The organism is Streptomyces sp. NPDC017991 (assembly GCF_044328075.1).
Lineage (GTDB): Bacteria > Actinomycetota > Actinomycetes > Streptomycetales > Streptomycetaceae > Streptomyces.
Window position 1 is genome coordinate 428458 of sequence record NZ_JBIRGP010000003.1, and the last position, 17805, is coordinate 446262.

Genomic DNA, 17805 nt, shown 5'->3' on the forward strand with positions numbered 1-17805 from the left:
CGGGGCCGGTGGGGGCTGAGCGCGCAGTTCCCCGCGCCCCCATTTCGGGGCCGGTGGGAACTGCGCAACGGGGGTTCGGGGACGGAGCCCCTGAGAAAGGGACGGGAAGGGTAGGGGCGGCGGGGGCGAAGAACTACTCCCCGGGCCACTCCGGCCGACGCTTCTCGTTGAACGCCGCCACCCCCTCCGCCCGATCCCCCGAGAACGCGACAGACCGCCACGCCGCGTCCTCGATCTCCAGCCCGGCCCGCAGATCGACCCCGTGCCCGAGCCGCAACGCCCGCTTCGCGGCCCGCAGCCCCACGGGCGAGTTGCCGCCGATGCGCGAGGCGAGCGCCAGCGCCTCCGCCCGGTCCTCCCCGACACCGACCAGGACGTCGACCAGCCCCAGCTCCCGGGCCTCCACAGCCTCCACCCGCCGAGCGGAGAAGATCAGCTCGGCGGCCCGCGCCGCCCCCACCCGGCGCGGCAGCAGCTGCGTACCGCCGCCGCCCGGGATGACCCCGACCGAGACCTCGGGCAGGCCCACCACGGCCGTCCCGTCCGCCACGATCAGGTCGCAGGCCAGGGCCAGCTCGAAACCGCCGCCCAGCGCGAAGCCGTGCACGGCGGCCACCGTCGGCATCGGAAGCTCCAGCACCCCGGTGTACGCCGCCCGCGCGACCGGCCGCTGACGGACCAGCTCGGCGTCCGTGAGGGAGTTGCGCTCCTTGAGGTCGGCGCCGACGCAGAACGCCCGCTCGTGGGTCGAGGTCAGCACCACCACGCGTACGTCCCGGTCGGCGGCCAGCGCCTCGCAGGCCTCGGCGATCGAGCGGGCCATCCCGGACGACACGGCGTTCATGGCCCTGGGCCGGTCCAGGGAGAGTTCGGCGACGTACGAGGCATGGCGCCGCACCGCCACGTACTCCCCGAACCGCCGCGTCGAGTCCTGGTCCGGCCGGTCCGCCCGGTCCGGCTGGTCGGCCCGGTTGCCCTGCTCCGTCATGTCGATGCTCCCCGGTTAACGTGGGTTAACTTCCGGAGCCGATCATCGCAGCGGGCCGCCCGCGAGGAAACCCCTGTTCGCCGCTTCGACCTCCCATAGTCGTACAAACCTACCTAACATAGGGTAATGGGTGGTGACGATGTGCGACTGAGGGCCGTGGTGGCGCTGGCGCAGGGCATGGCCGCCGCGCAGGTCCCGCGCGAGTCGTGGCGCGCGGCGGCGGACGGGGCGCGCCGGGCGCTGGGCGGGAACTCCGCCGCGCTGTCCGTGTGGGAGCGGCAGCTGGGGCGGCTGCGGGTCCTGGTCAACACGGGGGAGCGGGCCCCGGACGAGGAGGAGTTCCCGGAGTCGGAGACGTATCCCGTTCATCAGTTCCCCGAGATCGCCGAGTTCCTGCACGAGCGCTGGGTGGGCGGCGGCGAGCCCAACGCCTGGGTCGAGACGGCGGACGGTCCGGCCGCCGGGAGCGCCGAGCACTGCCCGGGGGCACCTTCCGGCGGCAGCTGGGGGCGGGTGGCCGCGCTGCGGCGGCGCGGGCGCGGCTGCTGCGTCGTCGCGCCGATCGTGCTGCACGGGCGCGCCTGGGGCGAGCTGTACGTCGCCCGGTCGGCCGGCGCGCCCGTGTTCGGCCGCGCCGACGCCGACTTCGCGACCGTCCTCGCCTCCGTGGTCGCCGCCGGGATCGCGCAGACCGAACGGCTCGAAGAGGCCCGGCGGCTCGCCTTCACCGACGCGCTCACCGGCCTCGCCAACCGCCGGGCCGTGGACATGCGCCTGGACGAGGCGATCGAGTGCCATCGCGCGCGGGGTGTGGTCGTGAGCCTGGTGGTGTGCGACCTCAACGGGCTCAAGCGCGTCAACGACACCCGGGGGCACGCCGTCGGCGACCGGCTCCTCGAACGCTTCGGGTCGGTGCTGTCCCTGTGCGGCGCGATGCTTCCCGGCACGCTCGCCGCCCGTCTCGGCGGTGACGAGTTCTGCCTGGTCGCGGTGGGCCCCGCCGCCGACGAGGTGGTCCGCGTCGCCGAGGAGCTGTGCCGCCGGGCCGGCGAGCTGGAGCTGGGCGAGGGGGTCGCGTGCGGGATCGCGTCGACCGGGGATCCCCTCGGGCCCGTCCGCTCGGCCCGCCGCCTCTTCCGCCTCGCCGACGCGGCCCAGTACCGCGCCAAGGCCGTACGCGCCACGAAGCCCGTCGTCGCCGGCCGTGAGGGCCCCGACGATCCCGTCGTACGCCTCGCCGACGCGCCCCCGCCCGCGGCGGCCGAACGGCGGAGGTTCCGCGGGCGCCGATAGGGGCCCGGGCGAGGTGCCCAGGCGAGGTGCCCGGGCGGCGTGGACGTAAGGACCCAACCCCGTACCCACTAGTGACACCATCGCATTCACTGCGTACGCTCCTGAATATGGATATGCACTCTGTGGTGGTGGGGACGAGCGGGGTCACCGCGTCCGACGTGCTGGCCGTGGCGCGCGGCGGCGCCCGGGTCGAGCTCTCCGGTGAGGCGGTGGCGGCGCTCGCCGCGGCCCGCGAGATCGTCGAGGCGCTGGCCGCCAAACCCGAGCCCGTCTACGGCGTCTCCACCGGCTTCGGAGCCCTCGCGACCCGGCACATCAGCCCGGAGCTGCGGGCGCAGCTGCAGCGCAACATCGTGCGCTCGCACGCCGCCGGGATGGGGCCGCGCGTCGAACGCGAGGTCGTACGGGCCCTGATGTTCCTGCGGCTGAAGACCGTCTGCTCCGGCCGTACCGGCGTACGCCCGTCCGTCGCGCAGACCATGGCCGACGTCCTCAACGCCGGGATCACCCCGGTCGTCCACGAGTTCGGCTCGCTCGGCTGCTCGGGCGACCTCGCGCCGCTCTCCCACTGTGCCCTGACCCTGATGGGCGAAGGGGACGCCGAGGGCCCGGACGGTGAGATCCGCCCGGCCGGTGAACTGCTCGCCGCGCACGGCATCGAGCCTGTCGAGCTGCGGGAGAAGGAGGGGCTGGCCCTCCTCAACGGCACCGACGGCATGCTCGGCATGCTGATCATGGCCCTCGCCGATCTCGACAATCTCTACAAGTCCGCCGACATCACGGCCGCCCTCAGTCTGGAGGCGCTCCTCGGGACCGACAAGGTCCTCGCGCCCGAACTGCACGCCATCCGGCCGCACCCCGGCCAGAGCGTCAGCGCCGCCAACATGCTGGCCGTGCTGAAGGGTTCGGAGCTGACCGGCCATCACCAGGACGACGCCCCGCGGGTGCAGGACGCGTACTCCGTGCGCTGCGCCCCGCAGGTCGCCGGCGCCGGCCGCGACACCATGGCCCACGCCCGGCTGGTCGCCGACCGCGAACTGGCCTCCGCCGTCGACAACCCGGTCGTCCTGCCCGACGGACGCGTCGAGTCGAACGGCAACTTCCACGGCGCCCCGGTCGCGTACGTGCTGGACTTCCTCGCCATCGTCGCGGCCGACCTCGGTTCCATCGCCGAACGCCGAACCGACCGGCTTCTCGACAAGAACCGCTCGCACGGCCTGCCGCCCTTCCTCGCGGACGACGCGGGCGTCGACTCCGGCCTGATGATCGCCCAGTACACGCAGGCCGCCCTGGTCAGCGACATGAAGCGGCTCGCCGTACCCGCCTCCGCCGACTCCATCCCGTCCTCCGCCATGCAGGAGGACCACGTCTCGATGGGCTGGTCGGCCGCCCGCAAGCTCCGTACGGCGGTCGACAACCTGACCCGGATCGTCGCCATCGAGCTGTACGCCGCCACGCGCGCCGTCGAGCTGCGCGCCGGACTCACTCCGGCGCCGGCCTCGCGGGCCGTCATCGCCGCCGTCCGGGCCGCCGGAGTGGCGGGCCCCGGGCCGGATCGTTTCCTCGCCCCGGACCTCGCCGCGGCGGACGCCTTCGTACGCGCCGGCGCCCTGGTCGCGGCCGTGGAACCGGTGACGGGCCCGCTGTCCTGACGGTGATCCCGTTCGGCGGGCGGGGCTGTCGTGTCCGTCACGGCAGCCCTGCCACTTCGTGTGCTAGGGTTCATAGCGAAACGTTTTTGGTACCCATTAACTTGTGCGCCTGAAAGGATTCTCTCTCAGGCGCGTTTTGTTTTTCCGGTCATTTCCGGATGGGAGCCACACCTATCCAAGGAGAAATGACATGGCTACTGGCACCGTGAAGTGGTTCAACAGCGAAAAGGGCTTCGGCTTCATCGAGCAGGACGGCGGCGGCGCCGACGTCTTCGCCCACTACTCCAACATCGCCACCTCTGGCTTCCGTGAGCTGCAGGAAGGCCAGAAGGTCTCCTTCGACGTCACGCAGGGCCAGAAGGGCCCGCAGGCGGAGAACATCGTTCCCGCCTAATTCCGGGACGCGCATCACGCGAGCCGGGGTCCGCACCTTCGGGTGCGGGCCCCGGCTTGTGCTGTCCGTGTGTCCCAGAGCACGGGAAACCGTGAAAGCACGGGAAACCGTGCGGCCCAGGAAGGAATTCCAGATCCAGCATGACTCGATCCGAACGTCCTGAACGACCCTCCGGTGGGCGACCGGCGAATTCCCGGGGTTCTCGCGGCTCTCGTGGCACACGCGTCGGAGGCCAGGCGGCCCCCGCGAACGGCGGCGGCAGAAACGTACGCAAGAAGCCCATCGCGCAGGCCGCCCCGCCGCGCGAGTTCACCCTGCCGCAGACGATCACGCCCGCACTGCCCTCCGTCGAGTCCTTCGACGCGCTGGACATGCCGGCCGCGCTCGGCAAGACCCTCAGCGCCCAGGGTGTGACCGACCCCTTCCCGATCCAGGGCGCCACCCTGCCCAACTCCCTCGCCGGGCGCGACATCCTCGGCCGGGGCCGCACCGGCTCGGGCAAGACCCTCGCCTTCGGCCTCGCGCTGCTCGCCCGCACCGCCGGGCGGCGCGCCGAGTCCAAGGCGCCCCTCGCACTCGTCCTGGTGCCCACGCGCGAACTCGCGCAGCAGGTCACCGACGCGCTCACGCCGTACGCCACGGCCGTGAACCTGCGCCTCGCGACCGTCGTCGGCGGGCTCTCCATCGGCAAGCAGTCCGCTCTGCTGCGCCGGGGTGCCGAGGTGGTCGTCGCCACGCCCGGGCGCCTCAAGGACCTGATAGACCGGGGTGACTGCACCCTCGCGAGGGTGGGGATCACCGTCCTCGACGAGGCCGACCAGATGGCCGACATGGGCTTCATGCCCCAGGTCACGGCGCTCCTCAACCAGGTCGAGCCGGGCGGTCAGCGCATGCTGTTCTCGGCGACCCTGGACAAGAACATCGACAAACTCGTCCGGATGTTCCTCACGGACCCCGTCGTGCACTCCGTCGACCCCTCGGCCGGCGCGGTCACGACGATGGAGCACCACGTGCTGCACGTCGCCGACGAGACGGACAAGAAGGCCGTCGCGATGCGGATCGCCGCCCGCGAGGGGCGCGTGATCCTCTTCGTCGACACCAAGCGCTCGGCCGACCGCTTCACCAAGCGGCTGCTCGCGAGCGGCGTACGCGCCTCCGCGCTGCACGGCGGACGCTCCCAGCCGCAGCGCAACCGCACGCTCGACCAGTTCAAGACCGGTCTGGTGACCGCTCTCGTCGCCACCAACGTGGCGGCGCGCGGCATCCATGTCGACGACCTCGACCTCGTCGTGAACGTCGACCCGCCGACCGACCACAAGGACTACCTGCACCGCGGCGGGCGTACCGCTCGCGCGGGGGAGTCCGGCAGCGTGGTCACGCTGGTCCTGCCGGAGCAGAAGCGGGACATGACCCAGCTGATGGCCAACGCGGGGATCAGTCCGCACACGGCCCGCGTCAAGTCGAGCGACGACGAGCTCGTACGGATCACCGGGGCGCGGGAGCCTTCCGGGGTTCCGGTCGTCATCCCCGTACCGGAGCCCGCGGTCGCGCAGCCCTCACAGGGGAAGCCGCGGGCGCGGCGCGGTGGTGGCGGGGGCGGTGGCGGCCGTGGAGCGGCTGCCACCGGTACTCGGGCCGCCGGTACGCGGTCCGGTGGCGGTGCTGCTCGTACCGGGTCCGGTGCCGGGGCGGCCTCGCGTGGGCGCGGGGGCGCCGCGTCGCGTACGCGCGGTGGGCAGCCCGGTGGCGGACGTCGGTCCGCCTGAGCCACCGACTGGGAGCTCGGGGAGAAGCGTCGGGGGCGGCTGCGGGCACGTCGTGGCCGCCCGCGCGGTTCCCCGCGCCCCTGACGGGGCGCCCTCGGGCGCCCCGTGTCAGAACTCCGTCATGCGCTCCCGGCGCACCGAGTAGACGACGAATCCCGCCCCCAGGGCCAGGAACAGCGTGCCGCCCGCCACGTACGGGGTCGTGTCGAAGCTTCCCGTGTCGGCCAGGCGGGTCCGGGTCGTGTCCGTCGTGGCTGCCGTGTCGGTTGTGTGGGTCGTCTCGGTGGCGGCCTCCTCCGATGTGCCCGTGGACGTGTGTGCCGCGGTGCGGACCACCGTCGTGGTCGTTGTCCGTGTTCTGTGCTCCGCCGGCATGTCGTCCGTCGCCTTGGCGGACGGGACGAACCACAGGGCACCCAGGAGGGTCCCCGCGGCGGTGGCGGTCAGCAACGATCGACGTGCGGACACGGAATATCGATCCCCTTGTGACGCTGGCGAATTGGCCGTGTGGGGCGATGTTAGTGAAAGGTGCGGGTCACGGGAAAGTCACGGTGGTCAGGAGTCGTACGCTCCCATGCATGAGCACACCTGAGACATCACGTTTTGTGCGGTTGCACGTCGAATTGGTCGTCGAGGTCGACGACGAGAACGCTCTGACCAAGGCGGCGCTGGGCCGCATGGCCGAGGATGCCGAGATCCCGGCCGACGAGCGGGCCCACGCCGAGAGCACCGTGACGCACGACACGGCCGAGGCCCTCGCGTACCTCGTCGACCCGTTCGACCTGGTCGCGGACGTGCCGGGGGTCGAACTCGCCCAGGCCTCGTGGAGCAGCGAGCACATCGACTACGACCCCGATTCGCCGGATTGGGACCTGGACGAGGATGATGACGCCTCGGACGAGGAAGAAGCGACCGGCTGATACCGCTCGGGAGAATTCATGACCCCGGGCGGCAACCGCCACCCGGGGTTCTGTCGTCTCATGGGACGCAGTGACCGACACCCGCACCAGGCGTATCCCTGTGGAGCGACGTGGCATGCCCCACACCCTCGATGGATGTGGAACGGGACGAACCGGTCGTAGCGTTAATTGGTGTTACGGGGACTCTCTTGGTTCAGGGGATTCGGCAACGATGGAGAAGCGTGTGATGACGGACAGTAAGCGGCGCAAGGGCCTGACGGTCGCGTCCGCACTGCTCGGCGGGGTGCTGATGCTCTCTGCGTGCAGCGGAGGGGGCGGCGACAACCCCAAGGGCGAAAGCGAAGGTGACGGCTCCTCGCAGTCCAAGGTCGACGAGGCCGCGGCCAAGGAGACCTCCGAGGCCCAGATCAAGATCACACCCAAGGACGGCTCCGACAACGCCTCCATCAACAGCGCCGCCGCGGTCACTGTGACCAAGGGCACACTGAGTGAAGTGACCATGAAGACGGCGGCCGGTGCCGCCGTCGAGGGCGAGATATCCGCCGACAAGAAGAGCTGGAAGCCCAGCGGTCAGCTGGAGCGCGCCACCGGCTACAAGATCGCCGCGACGGCCAAGGACTCGGACGGCCGCGCCGCCCACGAGAACGCGTCGTTCACGACGGTCTCCCCGGCCAACAGCTTCATCGGCAACTTCACGCCCGAGGACGGTTCCACCGTCGGCGTCGGTATGCCGGTCTCGATCAACTTCGACAAGGCGATCACGAACAAGGCGGACGTCCAGAAGGGCATCACCGTCTCCTCCACCAGCGGCCAGGAGGTCGTCGGGCACTGGTTCAGCGCCAACCGCCTGGACTTCCGCCCCGAGGAGTACTGGAAGGGCAACTCCACCGTCACCCTGAAACTGAACCTCGACGGTGTCGAAGGTGCCTCCGGCGTCTACGGCGTGCAGCAGAAGACGGTCACCTTCAAGATCGGCCGCAACCAGGTCTCGATCGTCGACGCCAAGACGAAGACGATGAAGGTCACGCAGGACGGCAAGACCATCAGGACCATCCCGATCTCCGCGGGCGCTCCGGAGAACAAGACGTACGAGGGCCGGATGGTGATCTCCGAGAAGTTCAAGGAGACCCGGATGGACGGCTCGACGGTCGGCTTCACCAAGGAAGACGGCAAGGGTGAGTACGACATCAAGGACGTACCGCACGCGATGCGCCTGTCGACCTCCGGCACGTTCATCCACGGCAACTACTGGGGCGCCAAGTCCATCTTCGGCAGCGTGAACACCAGCCACGGCTGTGTGGGCCTGTCGGACACCAAGGGCGCCAACGACACCAACTCCCCGGGCGGCTGGTTCTACAGCCACTCGATCGTCGGCGACGTCGTGGACGTGCGGAACACCGGTGACAAGACCGTCGCCCCGGACAATGGCCTCAACGGCTGGAACCTGGACTGGGCGGCGTGGAAGGCCGGTTCGGCCGCCTGATCCCGAACAGACCTCGTCCCGAGGGCGGTTGCTCACCACGAGCAGCCGCCCTCGGCGTTTTCACAGCCTTTCGGGGGCCCGCACAGCCCGCTGTGGGACCTTTCCGGGGTTCTGCACAGCCTTCTCATCCTTCTCTTATGCGGGGCTTATCCCTCCATCACACGGTGTCCCTAGCTTGCGGCCATGTTCTTCACCTATCTGAGGCGCGAACTGCGCCGCCGCAGAAAGGCGGCGCTCGTCGTCGCCTCCGGACTCGCCCTGGGCATCGCCCTGGTCATCGTGGTCAGCTCCGTGTCGTCCGGCATGGAGAAGGCGCAGGGCAAGGTCCTCCAGTCGCTGTACGGGCTGGGCACGGACATGACGGTCACCAAGGCGGCCCAGGCCCAGTCGGGCACGGGCGAGCGCCCGCGCTTCCAGTTCGACGCCCGGGACGGTGACTCCGACGAGGAGCAGAGCAGCGACCGCGTCATGGTGCAGGGCTTCCAGACCCTGGCCGCCGGCACGGTCTCGAAGGTCGACACGCAGAAAGGGGTCTCGGACGCCGTCGGCGGGCTCAGCCTCCAGGTCGTCAAGGTCAGCGGCCAGTTCCAGCGGGGCGAGTTCCAGCAGGACCAGCAGCAGGGCGGCGGCGGTGGCAACCAGCAGGGCGGCGGCCCCGGCGCCCAGCAGTCCCCGCAGGGCCGCGTCGAGGGCGGCGGCGCCGACTTCGACGTCAACAGCTACTCGGTCTACGGCACGGACGTCAGCAAGCCCGACCTGGGCCCGCTGACCTCCTCGAAGATCACCAGCGGCCGTACGTTCAAGACCTCGGAGACCGACGCGAAGGTCGTCGTCGCCGACAAGTCCTACGCCAAGGAGAAGAAGCTCGCCCTCGGTGACACCGTCACCGTCAAGGGCGTCAAGTACAAGGTCATCGGCATCGCGACACCCGACAGCGGTGACGCGGCGGCCAACCTCTACATTCCGCTCAAGCAGGCGCAGACGATCAGCGACTCCAAGAACAAGGTCACCACGATCTACGTCAAGGCGTCCGACTCGCAGCAGATCGACAGCGTCAAGTCCACCATCCAGAAGAACATCGACGGTACGACGGTGACCACCTCCGCCGACCTCGCGGACACGGTGTCCGGATCCCTCTCCACCGCCTCCGACCTCGCCTCGAACGTGGGCAAGTGGCTGTCGATCGCGGTGCTCGTGGCCGCGTTCCTGGTCGCGGGACTGCTCACCTCCTCCGCCGTGTCCCGTCGCGTACGGGAGTTCGGCACGCTGAAGGCGCTCGGCTGGAAGTCCGGCCGCGTCACCCGGCAGGTCGTCGGGGAGGCCGTCGTCAACGGCCTGGTCGGCGGCGTCCTCGGGATCGCCCTCGGTCTCGGCGGCGCGTACGCCGTCACCGCGATCAGCCCGACGCTCCAGGCCGAACTCGCCTCCACGGGCGGGGGCACGGGCGGCCCCGGCGGCGGTGGAGGCCCCGGTGGCGGCGGCATGGGCGGCCCGGCCCGCCAGGCGGCGTCCAAGGCCCTCGACGTGACCCTCACGGCCCCGGTCGCCCTCGACACGATCGCGATCGCGGTGGGCCTCGCGGTGGCGGGCGGCCTGATCGCCGGCGCGTTCGGCGGCTGGCGGGCCTCCCGCCTCCGCCCGGCGGACGCCTTGCGCCGAGTCGAGTAGCCCGAACACCTACGGGACGGCCCCGCACCCCGAGCCCCGCCAGGGGCGCCCTTCAGGGGCGCGGGGAACTGCGCGCTCAGCCACGTACAGCCCGCACTTCGACTGCGGCAGCCACCACCCCGCCCCTCCAGGGGCGCGGGGAACTGCGCGACCAGCCCCAGACGGCCCGCACTCTCAAGAACCGGCCCAGGAGTCACACGTGTACGAACTAAAAGGCATCACCAAGCAGTACAAGCGGGGCAAGGAGACCGTGCACGCCCTCGCAGGCGTCGACCTGACCATCGCGGACGGCGACCGCCTGGTCATCCAGGGCCCCACCGGCGGCGGCAAATCGACCCTCCTCCAGATGCTCGGCGGCCTCGACCGCCCCACCTCCGGAAGCATCGAGCTGGACGGAACAGATCTCGCCAGATTGTCCGAGACCAAACTGACCGACGTACGCAGCGAGAACATCGGATTCGTTTTCCAGAGCTTCAATCTCATTCCCACCCTCACCGCCCAGGAGAACGTGGAGACCGCCCTCGTACCACTGAAGGTGAAGGTGAGGGAACGGCGGGAAAGGGCCGCCGCCGCGCTGGAGTCCGTAGGGCTCGCCGAGCGGGCCGGGCATCTGCCCGCCGAGCTGTCCGGCGGCCAGCAGCAGCGCGTCGCCATCGCCCGTGCCCTGGTCAAGCAGCCGAAGGTGCTGCTCGCCGACGAACCGACCGGCAACCTCGACGAGTCGATGCGCGACGAGATCATGGACGTACTGGAAACCATGTGGAAGGAGCACGGGCTCACTTTCATCATGGTCACGCACGATTCCGCGCTCGCGAGAAAGGCCCCCAGGGTCGCCACGATCCGGAAGGGGAAGATCACCGTCAAGGAAAACGCCAACTCTTGACCGCAGTCACACTATTGAGCACCTGTTCACCCCCCGGCATACTGAGTATTCCGGGGGGTTACGCACGCGCATGCGTACGGGATGTCCCCCGGCCGGATGAACGGGGATTCATCCCGGACCTCATCTCCAGGGGGAGACTTGCGCAGACAAGTGAAAAGAGCGTGCGCGGCCACGATCGCCACGGCGGCAGCCGTGGCCCTGGCGGCGGGCATGACCAGCCCGGCGTCGGCGGAGGCCGAGCCTACGGCCGTCGACCAGGCCGCACAGACCACGCCCAAGCACCGCGTCACCCTGATCACCGGCGACCGTGTCGTCGTCGACGCCAAGGGCCGTGTCATCGGCCTGGAGCGGGCCAAGGGCCGCGAGGGGATACCCGTCCAGATACGCAAGGCCGACGGGCACACCCTCGTCGTCCCGGCCGACGCCGCACGGCTGATAGCCGGCGGCAAGCTCGACCAGCGGCTCTTCGACGTCACCGCGCTGAACACCGCGGCCAACCGCAAGGCCCAGAAGCAGGGCCTCAAGCTGATCGTCGGCTACAGCGGCGCCGCCGCGGCGGCGAAGGCGGACGTCCGCGAGGCCGGTGACACCAAGATCCGCAGGACCCTCAAGTCACTGAACGCGGACGCGGTGCTGACGCCCAAGGGCGACGCGCCCGACCTGTGGGCCGCGGTCACCGACACGCGGTCCGGCGGCGCGAGCACCGCCTCCGGCATCGCCCACGTGTGGCTCGACGGGGTCCGCAAGGCCAGCCTCGACAAGTCCGTTCCGCAGATCGGCGCCGACAAGGCCTGGGCCGCCGGATACGACGGCAAGGGCATCAAGGTCGCCGTCCTCGACACCGGTGTCGACGCCACCCACGACGACCTGAAGAACCAGGTCGTGGCCGCGAAGAACTTCTCCACCGCCGCCGACGCGACCGACAAGTACGGCCACGGCACGCACGTCGCGTCCATCGTGGCCGGTACGGGCGCCAAGTCCGCCGGCAAGTACAAGGGCGTCGCGCCCGGTGCCAAGCTGCTCAACGGCAAGGTGCTCGACGACAACGGCTACGGCGACGACTCCGGCATCCTCGCCGGTATGGACTGGGCGGCCGAGCAGGGCGCCGACGTCGTGAACCTCAGCCTGGGCGGCGGGGACACCCCCGACATCGACCCGCTCGAAGCGCAGGTCAACAAGCTGTCCAAGGAGAAGGGCATCCTCTTCGCCATCGCCGCCGGCAACGACGGCGACTTCGGCGAGCAGACGATCGGCTCCCCGGGCAGCGCGGAGGCCGCGCTCACCGTGGGCGCCGTCGACGACACGGACAAGCTGGCCTCGTTCTCCAGCCGGGGCCCCGGCCTCGACGGGCAGATCAAGCCCGACGTGACCGCGCCCGGCGTGGACATCACGGCCGCCTCGGCGCCGGACAGCGTCATCGCCAAGGAGGTCGGCGAGAAGCCGGCCGGCTATGTGAGCATCTCGGGTACGTCGATGGCCACCCCGCATGTCGCGGGCGCCGCGGCGATCCTGAAGCAGCAGCACCCCGACTGGACGTACGCCGAGCTCAAGGGCGCGCTGACCGGCTCCGCCAAGGGCGGCAAGTACACGCCGTTCCAGCAGGGTTCGGGCCGGATCCAGGTCGACAAGGCCATCAAGCAGAGCGTGGTCGCCGACCCGTCGTCGGTGAGCTTCGGCGTCCAGCAGTGGCCGCACACCGACGACACCCCGGTCACCAAGAAGGTCACGTACCGCAACCTCGGGACGGCCGACGTCACGCTGAACCTCGCGGTGGCGGCCACCGACCCGAAGGGGCAAGCGGCTCCGGCCGGCTTCTTCACGCTCGGCGCCAAGACGCTGACCGTCCCGGCGGGCGGCACGGCCTCCGCCGACCTCACGGCCAACAGCAAGCTCGGCGGCACGGTCGACGGCGCCTACTCGGCGTACGTGACCGCCACCGGCGGCGGCCAGAGCGTACGCACGGCGGCGGCGGTGCAGCGCGAGGTGGAGTCGTACGACGTCACGCTCAAGTTCGTCGACCGTGACGGCAACGCGGCGAAGTACTACAACGCCAACCTCTCCGGGGTCTCCGGGCTCGCCAAGGACAAGTGGTACTCGCCCTACGACGCGTCCGGCAGCGTCAAGGTGCGCGTCCCCAAGGGCGGTTACATCCTCGACTCGGCGTTCTTCGTCGACCCGGAGGACTTCGCCAAGGGTGCCGACTGGGTGGCACAGCCGAAGCTGAGCATCACCAGGAGCGCCACGATCACGGTGGACGCGCGGACCGCCAAGCCGGTGGACATCACCGTGCCCGACGCGGCGGCCACGTCGGAGTTCGCCTCCGCGGACTACACGGTGGACGTCGGCAACAACAGCTACTCGTTCGGCTGGTGGCTGGACTCGTACGCCAACTTCCGTGCCGCGCACGCCGGTCCGCAGATCACGGACGGCACGCTGTACCAGCAGTGGGACGGCCACTGGGCCAAGCCCGCCGAGGAGTACGACACCACGGCCGGAGGCAAGGTCAAGCAGGTCGCCACCGGCTACACCAAGCACTACAAGGCGAGCGAGCTGGCCACGGTGAAGACCGGTCTCGGTGCCTCGTCGAGCGGCAAGAAGGGCGCGCTCAACGCCTGGGGCTCGCTGCCCGGCAGCTCCGGCTCCTCCGCCATCGGTATCCAGCAGACGCTGCCGGGCACGCGGACGGTGCACCTGTCCACCGCGGGCGGCGTCAAGTGGAACCTCGACTTCGAGCAGCACGGCGGAGTCGACGAATGGGGTTGGCCGATCGTCGAGGCCTTCTACACGCTCGGCACCCCGCAGACCCTCGCGGCGGGCAAGAGCTACGAGAAGACCTTCAACACGGCGGTCTTCGGACCGCGGATCGGCTCCTCCTTCGGGATCTACCGCGAGGGCAACGGCATCTACGGCTACCTGCCGCTGTTCGCCGACGGCAAGACCCATTCCGGCTCCTCGCTGTACTCGGCGGTCACCACGACCCTCTACCGCAACGGCGCCAAGGTCGGCTCGAACAGCGACCCGCTGGTCGGGGGCGACATCTTCAAGGTCCCGGCCGGTGACGCCGCGTACAAGCTGACCACCTCGGTCAAGCGGACCGTCAAGGTCGCCGCGGCCTCCACCCGCGTCGACGCCAGCTGGACCTTCCGCTCCAAGAAGGCCGACCTGGCCAAGCTGCCCGCGTCCTCGATCCGCTTCGACGCGGCCGTGGGCCTGGACAGCAGGGCTCCGGCGGACAAGAAGGTCTCCGTCCCGGTGACCGTCCAGGGCTCGGCGGCGGGCTCGAACCTGAAGTCCCTGTCGGTGTACGTGTCGTACGACTACGGCCAGACCTGGAAGAAGGTCACCGTCAAGAACGGCAAGATCGCGATCACGAACCCGGCCAAGGGCAAGGCGATCTCGTTCCACGCCAAGATCGCCGACAAGAAGGGGAACAAGTCGACGATCTCGATCTACAACGCGTACTACGGAAAGTGACCCAAGTTCTACTGAACGCTGATACGCGCGACGCGTGAGAACGGCCCGCCGGAAGCAGAGCTGCCGGCGGGCCGTTCGGGTAGACGGGGGGTATGACCACGCACACCGTCGAATACGTCCGGTACCTCATCCCCGAGGAGCAGTCGGCGCTGTTCCTCGCCGCCTACTCCCGGGCCGCCGCGCACCTCGCGGCGGCCCCGAGCTGCGTCGACTACGAGCTGGCCCGCTGCGAGGACGACTTCCAGCACTACGTGCTCCGGATCACCTGGACGTCCACCGAGGACCATGTCGAGGGTTTCCGCCGGTCCGAGCTCTTCACCGACTTCGTCGCCGAGATCGGCCCCTTCACCGGGTTCGTGGAGGAGACACGCCACTACAAGCCGACGACGGTACGGGGCACGGGGGCGGCCGTGCCCACGCTGTACGCCTGGGCCGGGGGCACGGAAGCCTTCGCCCGCCTCACCGAGGTGTTCTACGACAAGGTCCTCAAGGACGACATCCTGGCCCCCGTCTTCGAGGGGCTCGCCGCCGAGCACGCGGCGCATGTGGCGTCCTGGTTCGCGGAGGTCTTCGGGGGGCCGCCCGCGTACTCCGAGACGCAGGGCGGGCACGGGCACATGGTCGCGAAGCATCTGGGGAAGGGCATCACCGAGGTGCAGCGGCGGCGCTGGGTGAATCTGTTGCAGGACGCGGCGGATGAGGCGGGGCTGCCCTCGGACGCGGAGTTCCGGTCCGCGTTCCTCGCTTACGCGGAGTGGGGGACCCGGCTCGCCGTGTATTTCTCCGGGCCGGACGCGGTGGCTCCGGGGGAGCGGCCGGTTCCGCGGTGGTCATGGGGTTCGGCCATGCCGTACCAGGCCCCTTCGTCCTCGTCCTCGTCCTCAGCCTCGTCCTCAGACGCCGGACGGGCTTGAGGGCTTCGATCTCGGCTGCGGGCCGGTGGGGGCCGGTCGCGCAGTTCCCCGCGCCCCTGGGGGGGCGGAGCCCCCGAGGTCGGCTACTGCCTCGGCGCCGACGAACCCGCCTGGACCGCGTCCGTTCCCCAGCTCGCGAGCAGGCGGAGCGCCTCCGCCGAGGGCGACCCCGGCTCCGCGTGATACGTCACCATCGACAACTCCTCGTCGTCGACGAGCTTGAACGTCTCGAAGGACAGCGTCAGCTCACCCACCAGCGGATGATGCAGCCGCTTCACCCCGTGACTCTTCTCCTTGACGTCGTGCGTCGCCCACAGCCGCCGGAACTCCTCGCTCTTCACGGACAGCTCCCCGACGAGAGCCGACAGCCGAGGATCGTCCGGATGGCAGCCCGCGTCCATCCGCAGGAAACTCACCATGTCGGACGCCTTCTGCTCCCACTCCACGAACAGCTCGCGGTACTCGGGCCGCAGGAACACCATCCGCGCCCAGTTCCGCTCCTGCGCCGGCATCTGCGACCAGTCCCCGAAGACCGCCGCGCTCATCCGGTTCCACACGAGGATGTCCGAGCGTCGCCCCACGACGTACGCGGGCACACTGTCGAACGTGTCGATCAGCTGCCGCATCGCCACCCGCACCTGCTGCGGCCGGGCCGACACCTTCTTCTTGTGCTGCTTGGGCTTCGCCAGATGCGTCAGGTGCGCGTGCTCCGCGCCGCTCAGCCGCAGGGCGCGGGCGATCGCGTCGAGGACCTCCGCCGACACGTTCCGGCCGTTGCCCTGCTCAAGGCGGGTGTAGTACGCCACGGACACCCCGGCCAGCTGCGCCAGCTCCTCGCGGCGCAGCCCCGGCACCCGGCGGTGCCGCCCGAAGTCCGGCAGCCCCACGTCCTCCGGCTTCAGCCGGGCCCGGCGGGTGCGCAGGAACTCGCTGAGCTCGGCGCGCCGGTCCAGCCCCCGTCCCGGTTCCTGGCCGGTCCCGCCGGAGGGCTCCTGAGAGGGCTGTTCGTCCATACGTCCAGTATTCACGCCGCTGCACGGTCGTACGCATACGAGCCTGCCCCCGCCAGTAGTAGGACCGGTGGACGTACGAAACACCGTGGTCTGGGTGAAGGCCGGCAAACGGGCCAGGCTGGACGCCGTACCCGGCCGGAAGGCAGGCCGGGCGCGGATCCACCCTTTAGGAGAACCGTCCGCATGACCACTGTCGCCGCATACGCCGCCCCCGCCGCCAAGGCTCCGCTGGAGCGCACCACCATCGAGCGTCGCCCGGTCGGCCAGCAGGACGTCCTCATCGAGATCAAGTTCGCCGGTATCTGTCACTCGGACATCCACCAGGCCCGCGAGGGCTGGGGCGAGGCCATCTTCCCGATGGTCCCCGGCCACGAGATCGCCGGCGTCGTCACCGAGGTCGGCGCCGGTGTCACCAAGTTCGCCGTCGGCGACCGCGTGGGCGTCGGCTGCATGGTCGACTCCTGCCGCGAGTGCGAGAACTGCAAGGCGGGCCTTGAGCAGTACTGCACCCAGGGCAACATCGGCACGTACAACGCCGTCGACAAGAACGGCGAGGTCACCTACGGCGGCTACTCGACCCACATCGTGGTCGACGAGGCCTTCACCGTCGGTATCCCCGAGGGCCTGGCCCTCGACGAGGCCGCGCCGCTGCTGTGCGCCGGCATCACCACGTACTCCCCGCTCAAGCACTGGAACGCCGGTCCCGGCAAGAAGGTCGCGATCCTCGGCATGGGCGGCCTCGGGCACATGGGCGTGAAGATCGCGCACGCGCTCGGCGCCGAGGTGACCGTGCTGTCGCAGTCGCTCCGCAAGAAGGACGACGGGCTGAAGCTGGGGGCCGACCACTACTACGCGACCAGTGACCCGAAGACCTTCGAGGAGCTGCGTGGCTCGTTCGACCTGATCCTCTCGACCGTTTCCGCTCCGCTGGACCTGGACAGGTTCCTGTCCCTGCTCCGGACGGACGGTGCCTTCGTGAACGTGGGCGCGCCCGAGGAGCCGGTGTCCCTGAACCTGTTCTCGGTGATCGGCGGGCGCAAGACCCTCGCCGGGTCGGGGATCGGTGGCATCCAGGAGACGCAGGAGATGCTGGACTTCTGTGCCGAGCACGGGTTCGGGGCGGAGATCGAGCTGATCAGTGCGGCTGAGATCAACGAGGCGTACGAGCGGGTGCTCGCGAGTGATGTGCGGTACCGGTTCGTGATCGACGCTGCCACGATCTAGGTCCGCCCTGGGGTGGCTGGGGCTCGTTCTTCTGTGCGGGCCCGGTGGGGGCCGGTCGCGCAGTTCCCCGCGCCCCTTGAGGGCGCGGGGCTACGGGGGGTGCCGTCCCGGCGGGTGGGCGCCTAGCGTGGTC

The 17805-nt window shown here is 70.2% G+C and carries 14 protein-coding genes; 11 read left to right on the plus strand and 3 right to left on the minus strand.

The features are described 5' to 3' along the window. Positions 1-133: 133 nt before the first annotated feature. Entirely contained in the window at positions 134-988 is an 855-nt protein-coding gene (locus tag ACH4DZ_RS10415) for an enoyl-CoA hydratase/isomerase family protein (protein WP_398286598.1), read from the minus strand. 126 nt (positions 989-1114) lie between these two features. Between ACH4DZ_RS10415 and ACH4DZ_RS10420 the strand changes: the two genes are divergently transcribed. The 4 genes from ACH4DZ_RS10420 to ACH4DZ_RS10435 all read left to right on the plus strand — a co-directional run bounded on the left by ACH4DZ_RS10420 (position 1115) and on the right by ACH4DZ_RS10435 (position 6093). Then, a complete protein-coding gene (locus ACH4DZ_RS10420) occupies positions 1115-2281 on the plus strand; it encodes a diguanylate cyclase domain-containing protein (protein WP_398286599.1) in 1167 nt (388 codons plus the stop codon). 113 nt (positions 2282-2394) lie between these two features. Next, positions 2395-3933: a histidine ammonia-lyase gene (hutH, locus tag ACH4DZ_RS10425; RefSeq protein ID WP_398287064.1), complete on the plus strand. Its 1539-nt coding sequence runs from the start codon at positions 2395-2397 to the stop codon at positions 3931-3933. Between the two features lie 190 nt (positions 3934-4123). Then, entirely contained in the window at positions 4124-4327 is a 204-nt protein-coding gene (locus tag ACH4DZ_RS10430; protein ID WP_003969786.1) for a cold-shock protein, read from the plus strand. Positions 4328-4467: 140 nt separating this feature from the next. Beyond that, positions 4468-6093, plus strand: coding sequence for a DEAD/DEAH box helicase (locus tag ACH4DZ_RS10435; RefSeq protein ID WP_398286600.1), 1626 nt, complete (start codon positions 4468-4470; stop codon positions 6091-6093). A 108-nt stretch (positions 6094-6201) separates the two neighbouring features. Here ACH4DZ_RS10435 and ACH4DZ_RS10440 read toward each other — a convergent pair whose 3' ends face one another. After that, a complete protein-coding gene (locus tag ACH4DZ_RS10440) occupies positions 6202-6561 on the minus strand; it encodes an LAETG motif-containing sortase-dependent surface protein (RefSeq protein ID WP_398286602.1) in 360 nt (119 codons plus the stop codon). A gap of 110 nt (positions 6562-6671) precedes the next feature. Here ACH4DZ_RS10440 and ACH4DZ_RS10445 point away from each other — a divergent pair, with 110 nt between their 5' ends. From ACH4DZ_RS10445 to ACH4DZ_RS10470, 6 genes are all read left to right on the plus strand, one after another. Next, positions 6672-7013: a hypothetical protein gene (locus tag ACH4DZ_RS10445; RefSeq protein ID WP_398286604.1), complete on the plus strand. Its 342-nt coding sequence runs from the start codon at positions 6672-6674 to the stop codon at positions 7011-7013. A 211-nt stretch (positions 7014-7224) separates the two neighbouring features. After that, positions 7225-8496, plus strand: coding sequence for an Ig-like domain-containing protein (locus ACH4DZ_RS10450; RefSeq protein WP_398286605.1), 1272 nt, complete (start codon positions 7225-7227; stop codon positions 8494-8496). A gap of 183 nt (positions 8497-8679) precedes the next feature. Continuing rightward, positions 8680-10164, plus strand: coding sequence for an ABC transporter permease (locus ACH4DZ_RS10455; protein ID WP_398286606.1), 1485 nt, complete (start codon positions 8680-8682; stop codon positions 10162-10164). A 199-nt stretch (positions 10165-10363) separates the two neighbouring features. Beyond that, positions 10364-11047 (plus strand): ABC transporter ATP-binding protein, encoded by a 684-nt coding sequence (locus ACH4DZ_RS10460; RefSeq protein ID WP_398286607.1) that lies wholly within the window; start codon positions 10364-10366, stop codon positions 11045-11047. A 150-nt stretch (positions 11048-11197) separates the two neighbouring features. Next, a complete protein-coding gene (locus tag ACH4DZ_RS10465; protein WP_398286608.1) occupies positions 11198-14521 on the plus strand; it encodes a S8 family serine peptidase in 3324 nt (1107 codons plus the stop codon). Between the two features lie 92 nt (positions 14522-14613). After that, positions 14614-15435, plus strand: a complete 822-nt coding sequence (locus ACH4DZ_RS10470; RefSeq protein WP_398286609.1) for an antibiotic biosynthesis monooxygenase — start codon at positions 14614-14616, stop codon at positions 15433-15435. A gap of 83 nt (positions 15436-15518) precedes the next feature. Here the strand turns inward: ACH4DZ_RS10470 and ACH4DZ_RS10475 are convergent, their stop codons facing one another. Continuing rightward, positions 15519-16448 (minus strand): helix-turn-helix transcriptional regulator, encoded by a 930-nt coding sequence (locus ACH4DZ_RS10475; RefSeq protein ID WP_398286611.1) that lies wholly within the window; start codon positions 16446-16448, stop codon positions 15519-15521. Positions 16449-16631: 183 nt separating this feature from the next. Here ACH4DZ_RS10475 and ACH4DZ_RS10480 point away from each other — a divergent pair, with 183 nt between their 5' ends. Then, complete coding sequence (locus ACH4DZ_RS10480) at positions 16632-17672, plus strand: NAD(P)-dependent alcohol dehydrogenase (RefSeq protein WP_398286612.1); 1041 nt, start codon at positions 16632-16634, stop codon at positions 17670-17672. Positions 17673-17805 lie beyond the last annotated feature (133 nt).

Bases quoted from the DNA above. Each gene is read 5' to 3' on its own strand.
- ACH4DZ_RS10415 (WP_398286598.1), bottom strand. From the start codon at position 988: ATGACGGAGCAGGGCAACCGGGCCGACCAGCCGGACCGGGCGGACCGG.
- ACH4DZ_RS10420 (WP_398286599.1), top strand. From the start codon at position 1,115: ATGGGTGGTGACGATGTGCGACTGAGGGCCGTGGTGGCGCTGGCGCAG.
- hutH (WP_398287064.1), top strand. From the start codon at position 2,395: ATGCACTCTGTGGTGGTGGGGACGAGCGGGGTCACCGCGTCCGACGTG.
- ACH4DZ_RS10430 (WP_003969786.1), top strand. From the start codon at position 4,124: ATGGCTACTGGCACCGTGAAGTGGTTCAACAGCGAAAAGGGCTTCGGC.
- ACH4DZ_RS10435 (WP_398286600.1), top strand. From the start codon at position 4,468: ATGACTCGATCCGAACGTCCTGAACGACCCTCCGGTGGGCGACCGGCG.
- ACH4DZ_RS10445 (WP_398286604.1), top strand. From the start codon at position 6,672: ATGAGCACACCTGAGACATCACGTTTTGTGCGGTTGCACGTCGAATTG.
- ACH4DZ_RS10450 (WP_398286605.1), top strand. From the start codon at position 7,225: ATGGAGAAGCGTGTGATGACGGACAGTAAGCGGCGCAAGGGCCTGACG.
- ACH4DZ_RS10455 (WP_398286606.1), top strand. From the start codon at position 8,680: ATGTTCTTCACCTATCTGAGGCGCGAACTGCGCCGCCGCAGAAAGGCG.
- ACH4DZ_RS10470 (WP_398286609.1), top strand. From the start codon at position 14,614: ATGACCACGCACACCGTCGAATACGTCCGGTACCTCATCCCCGAGGAG.
- ACH4DZ_RS10475 (WP_398286611.1), bottom strand. From the start codon at position 16,448: ATGGACGAACAGCCCTCTCAGGAGCCCTCCGGCGGGACCGGCCAGGAA.
- ACH4DZ_RS10480 (WP_398286612.1), top strand. From the start codon at position 16,632: ATGACCACTGTCGCCGCATACGCCGCCCCCGCCGCCAAGGCTCCGCTG.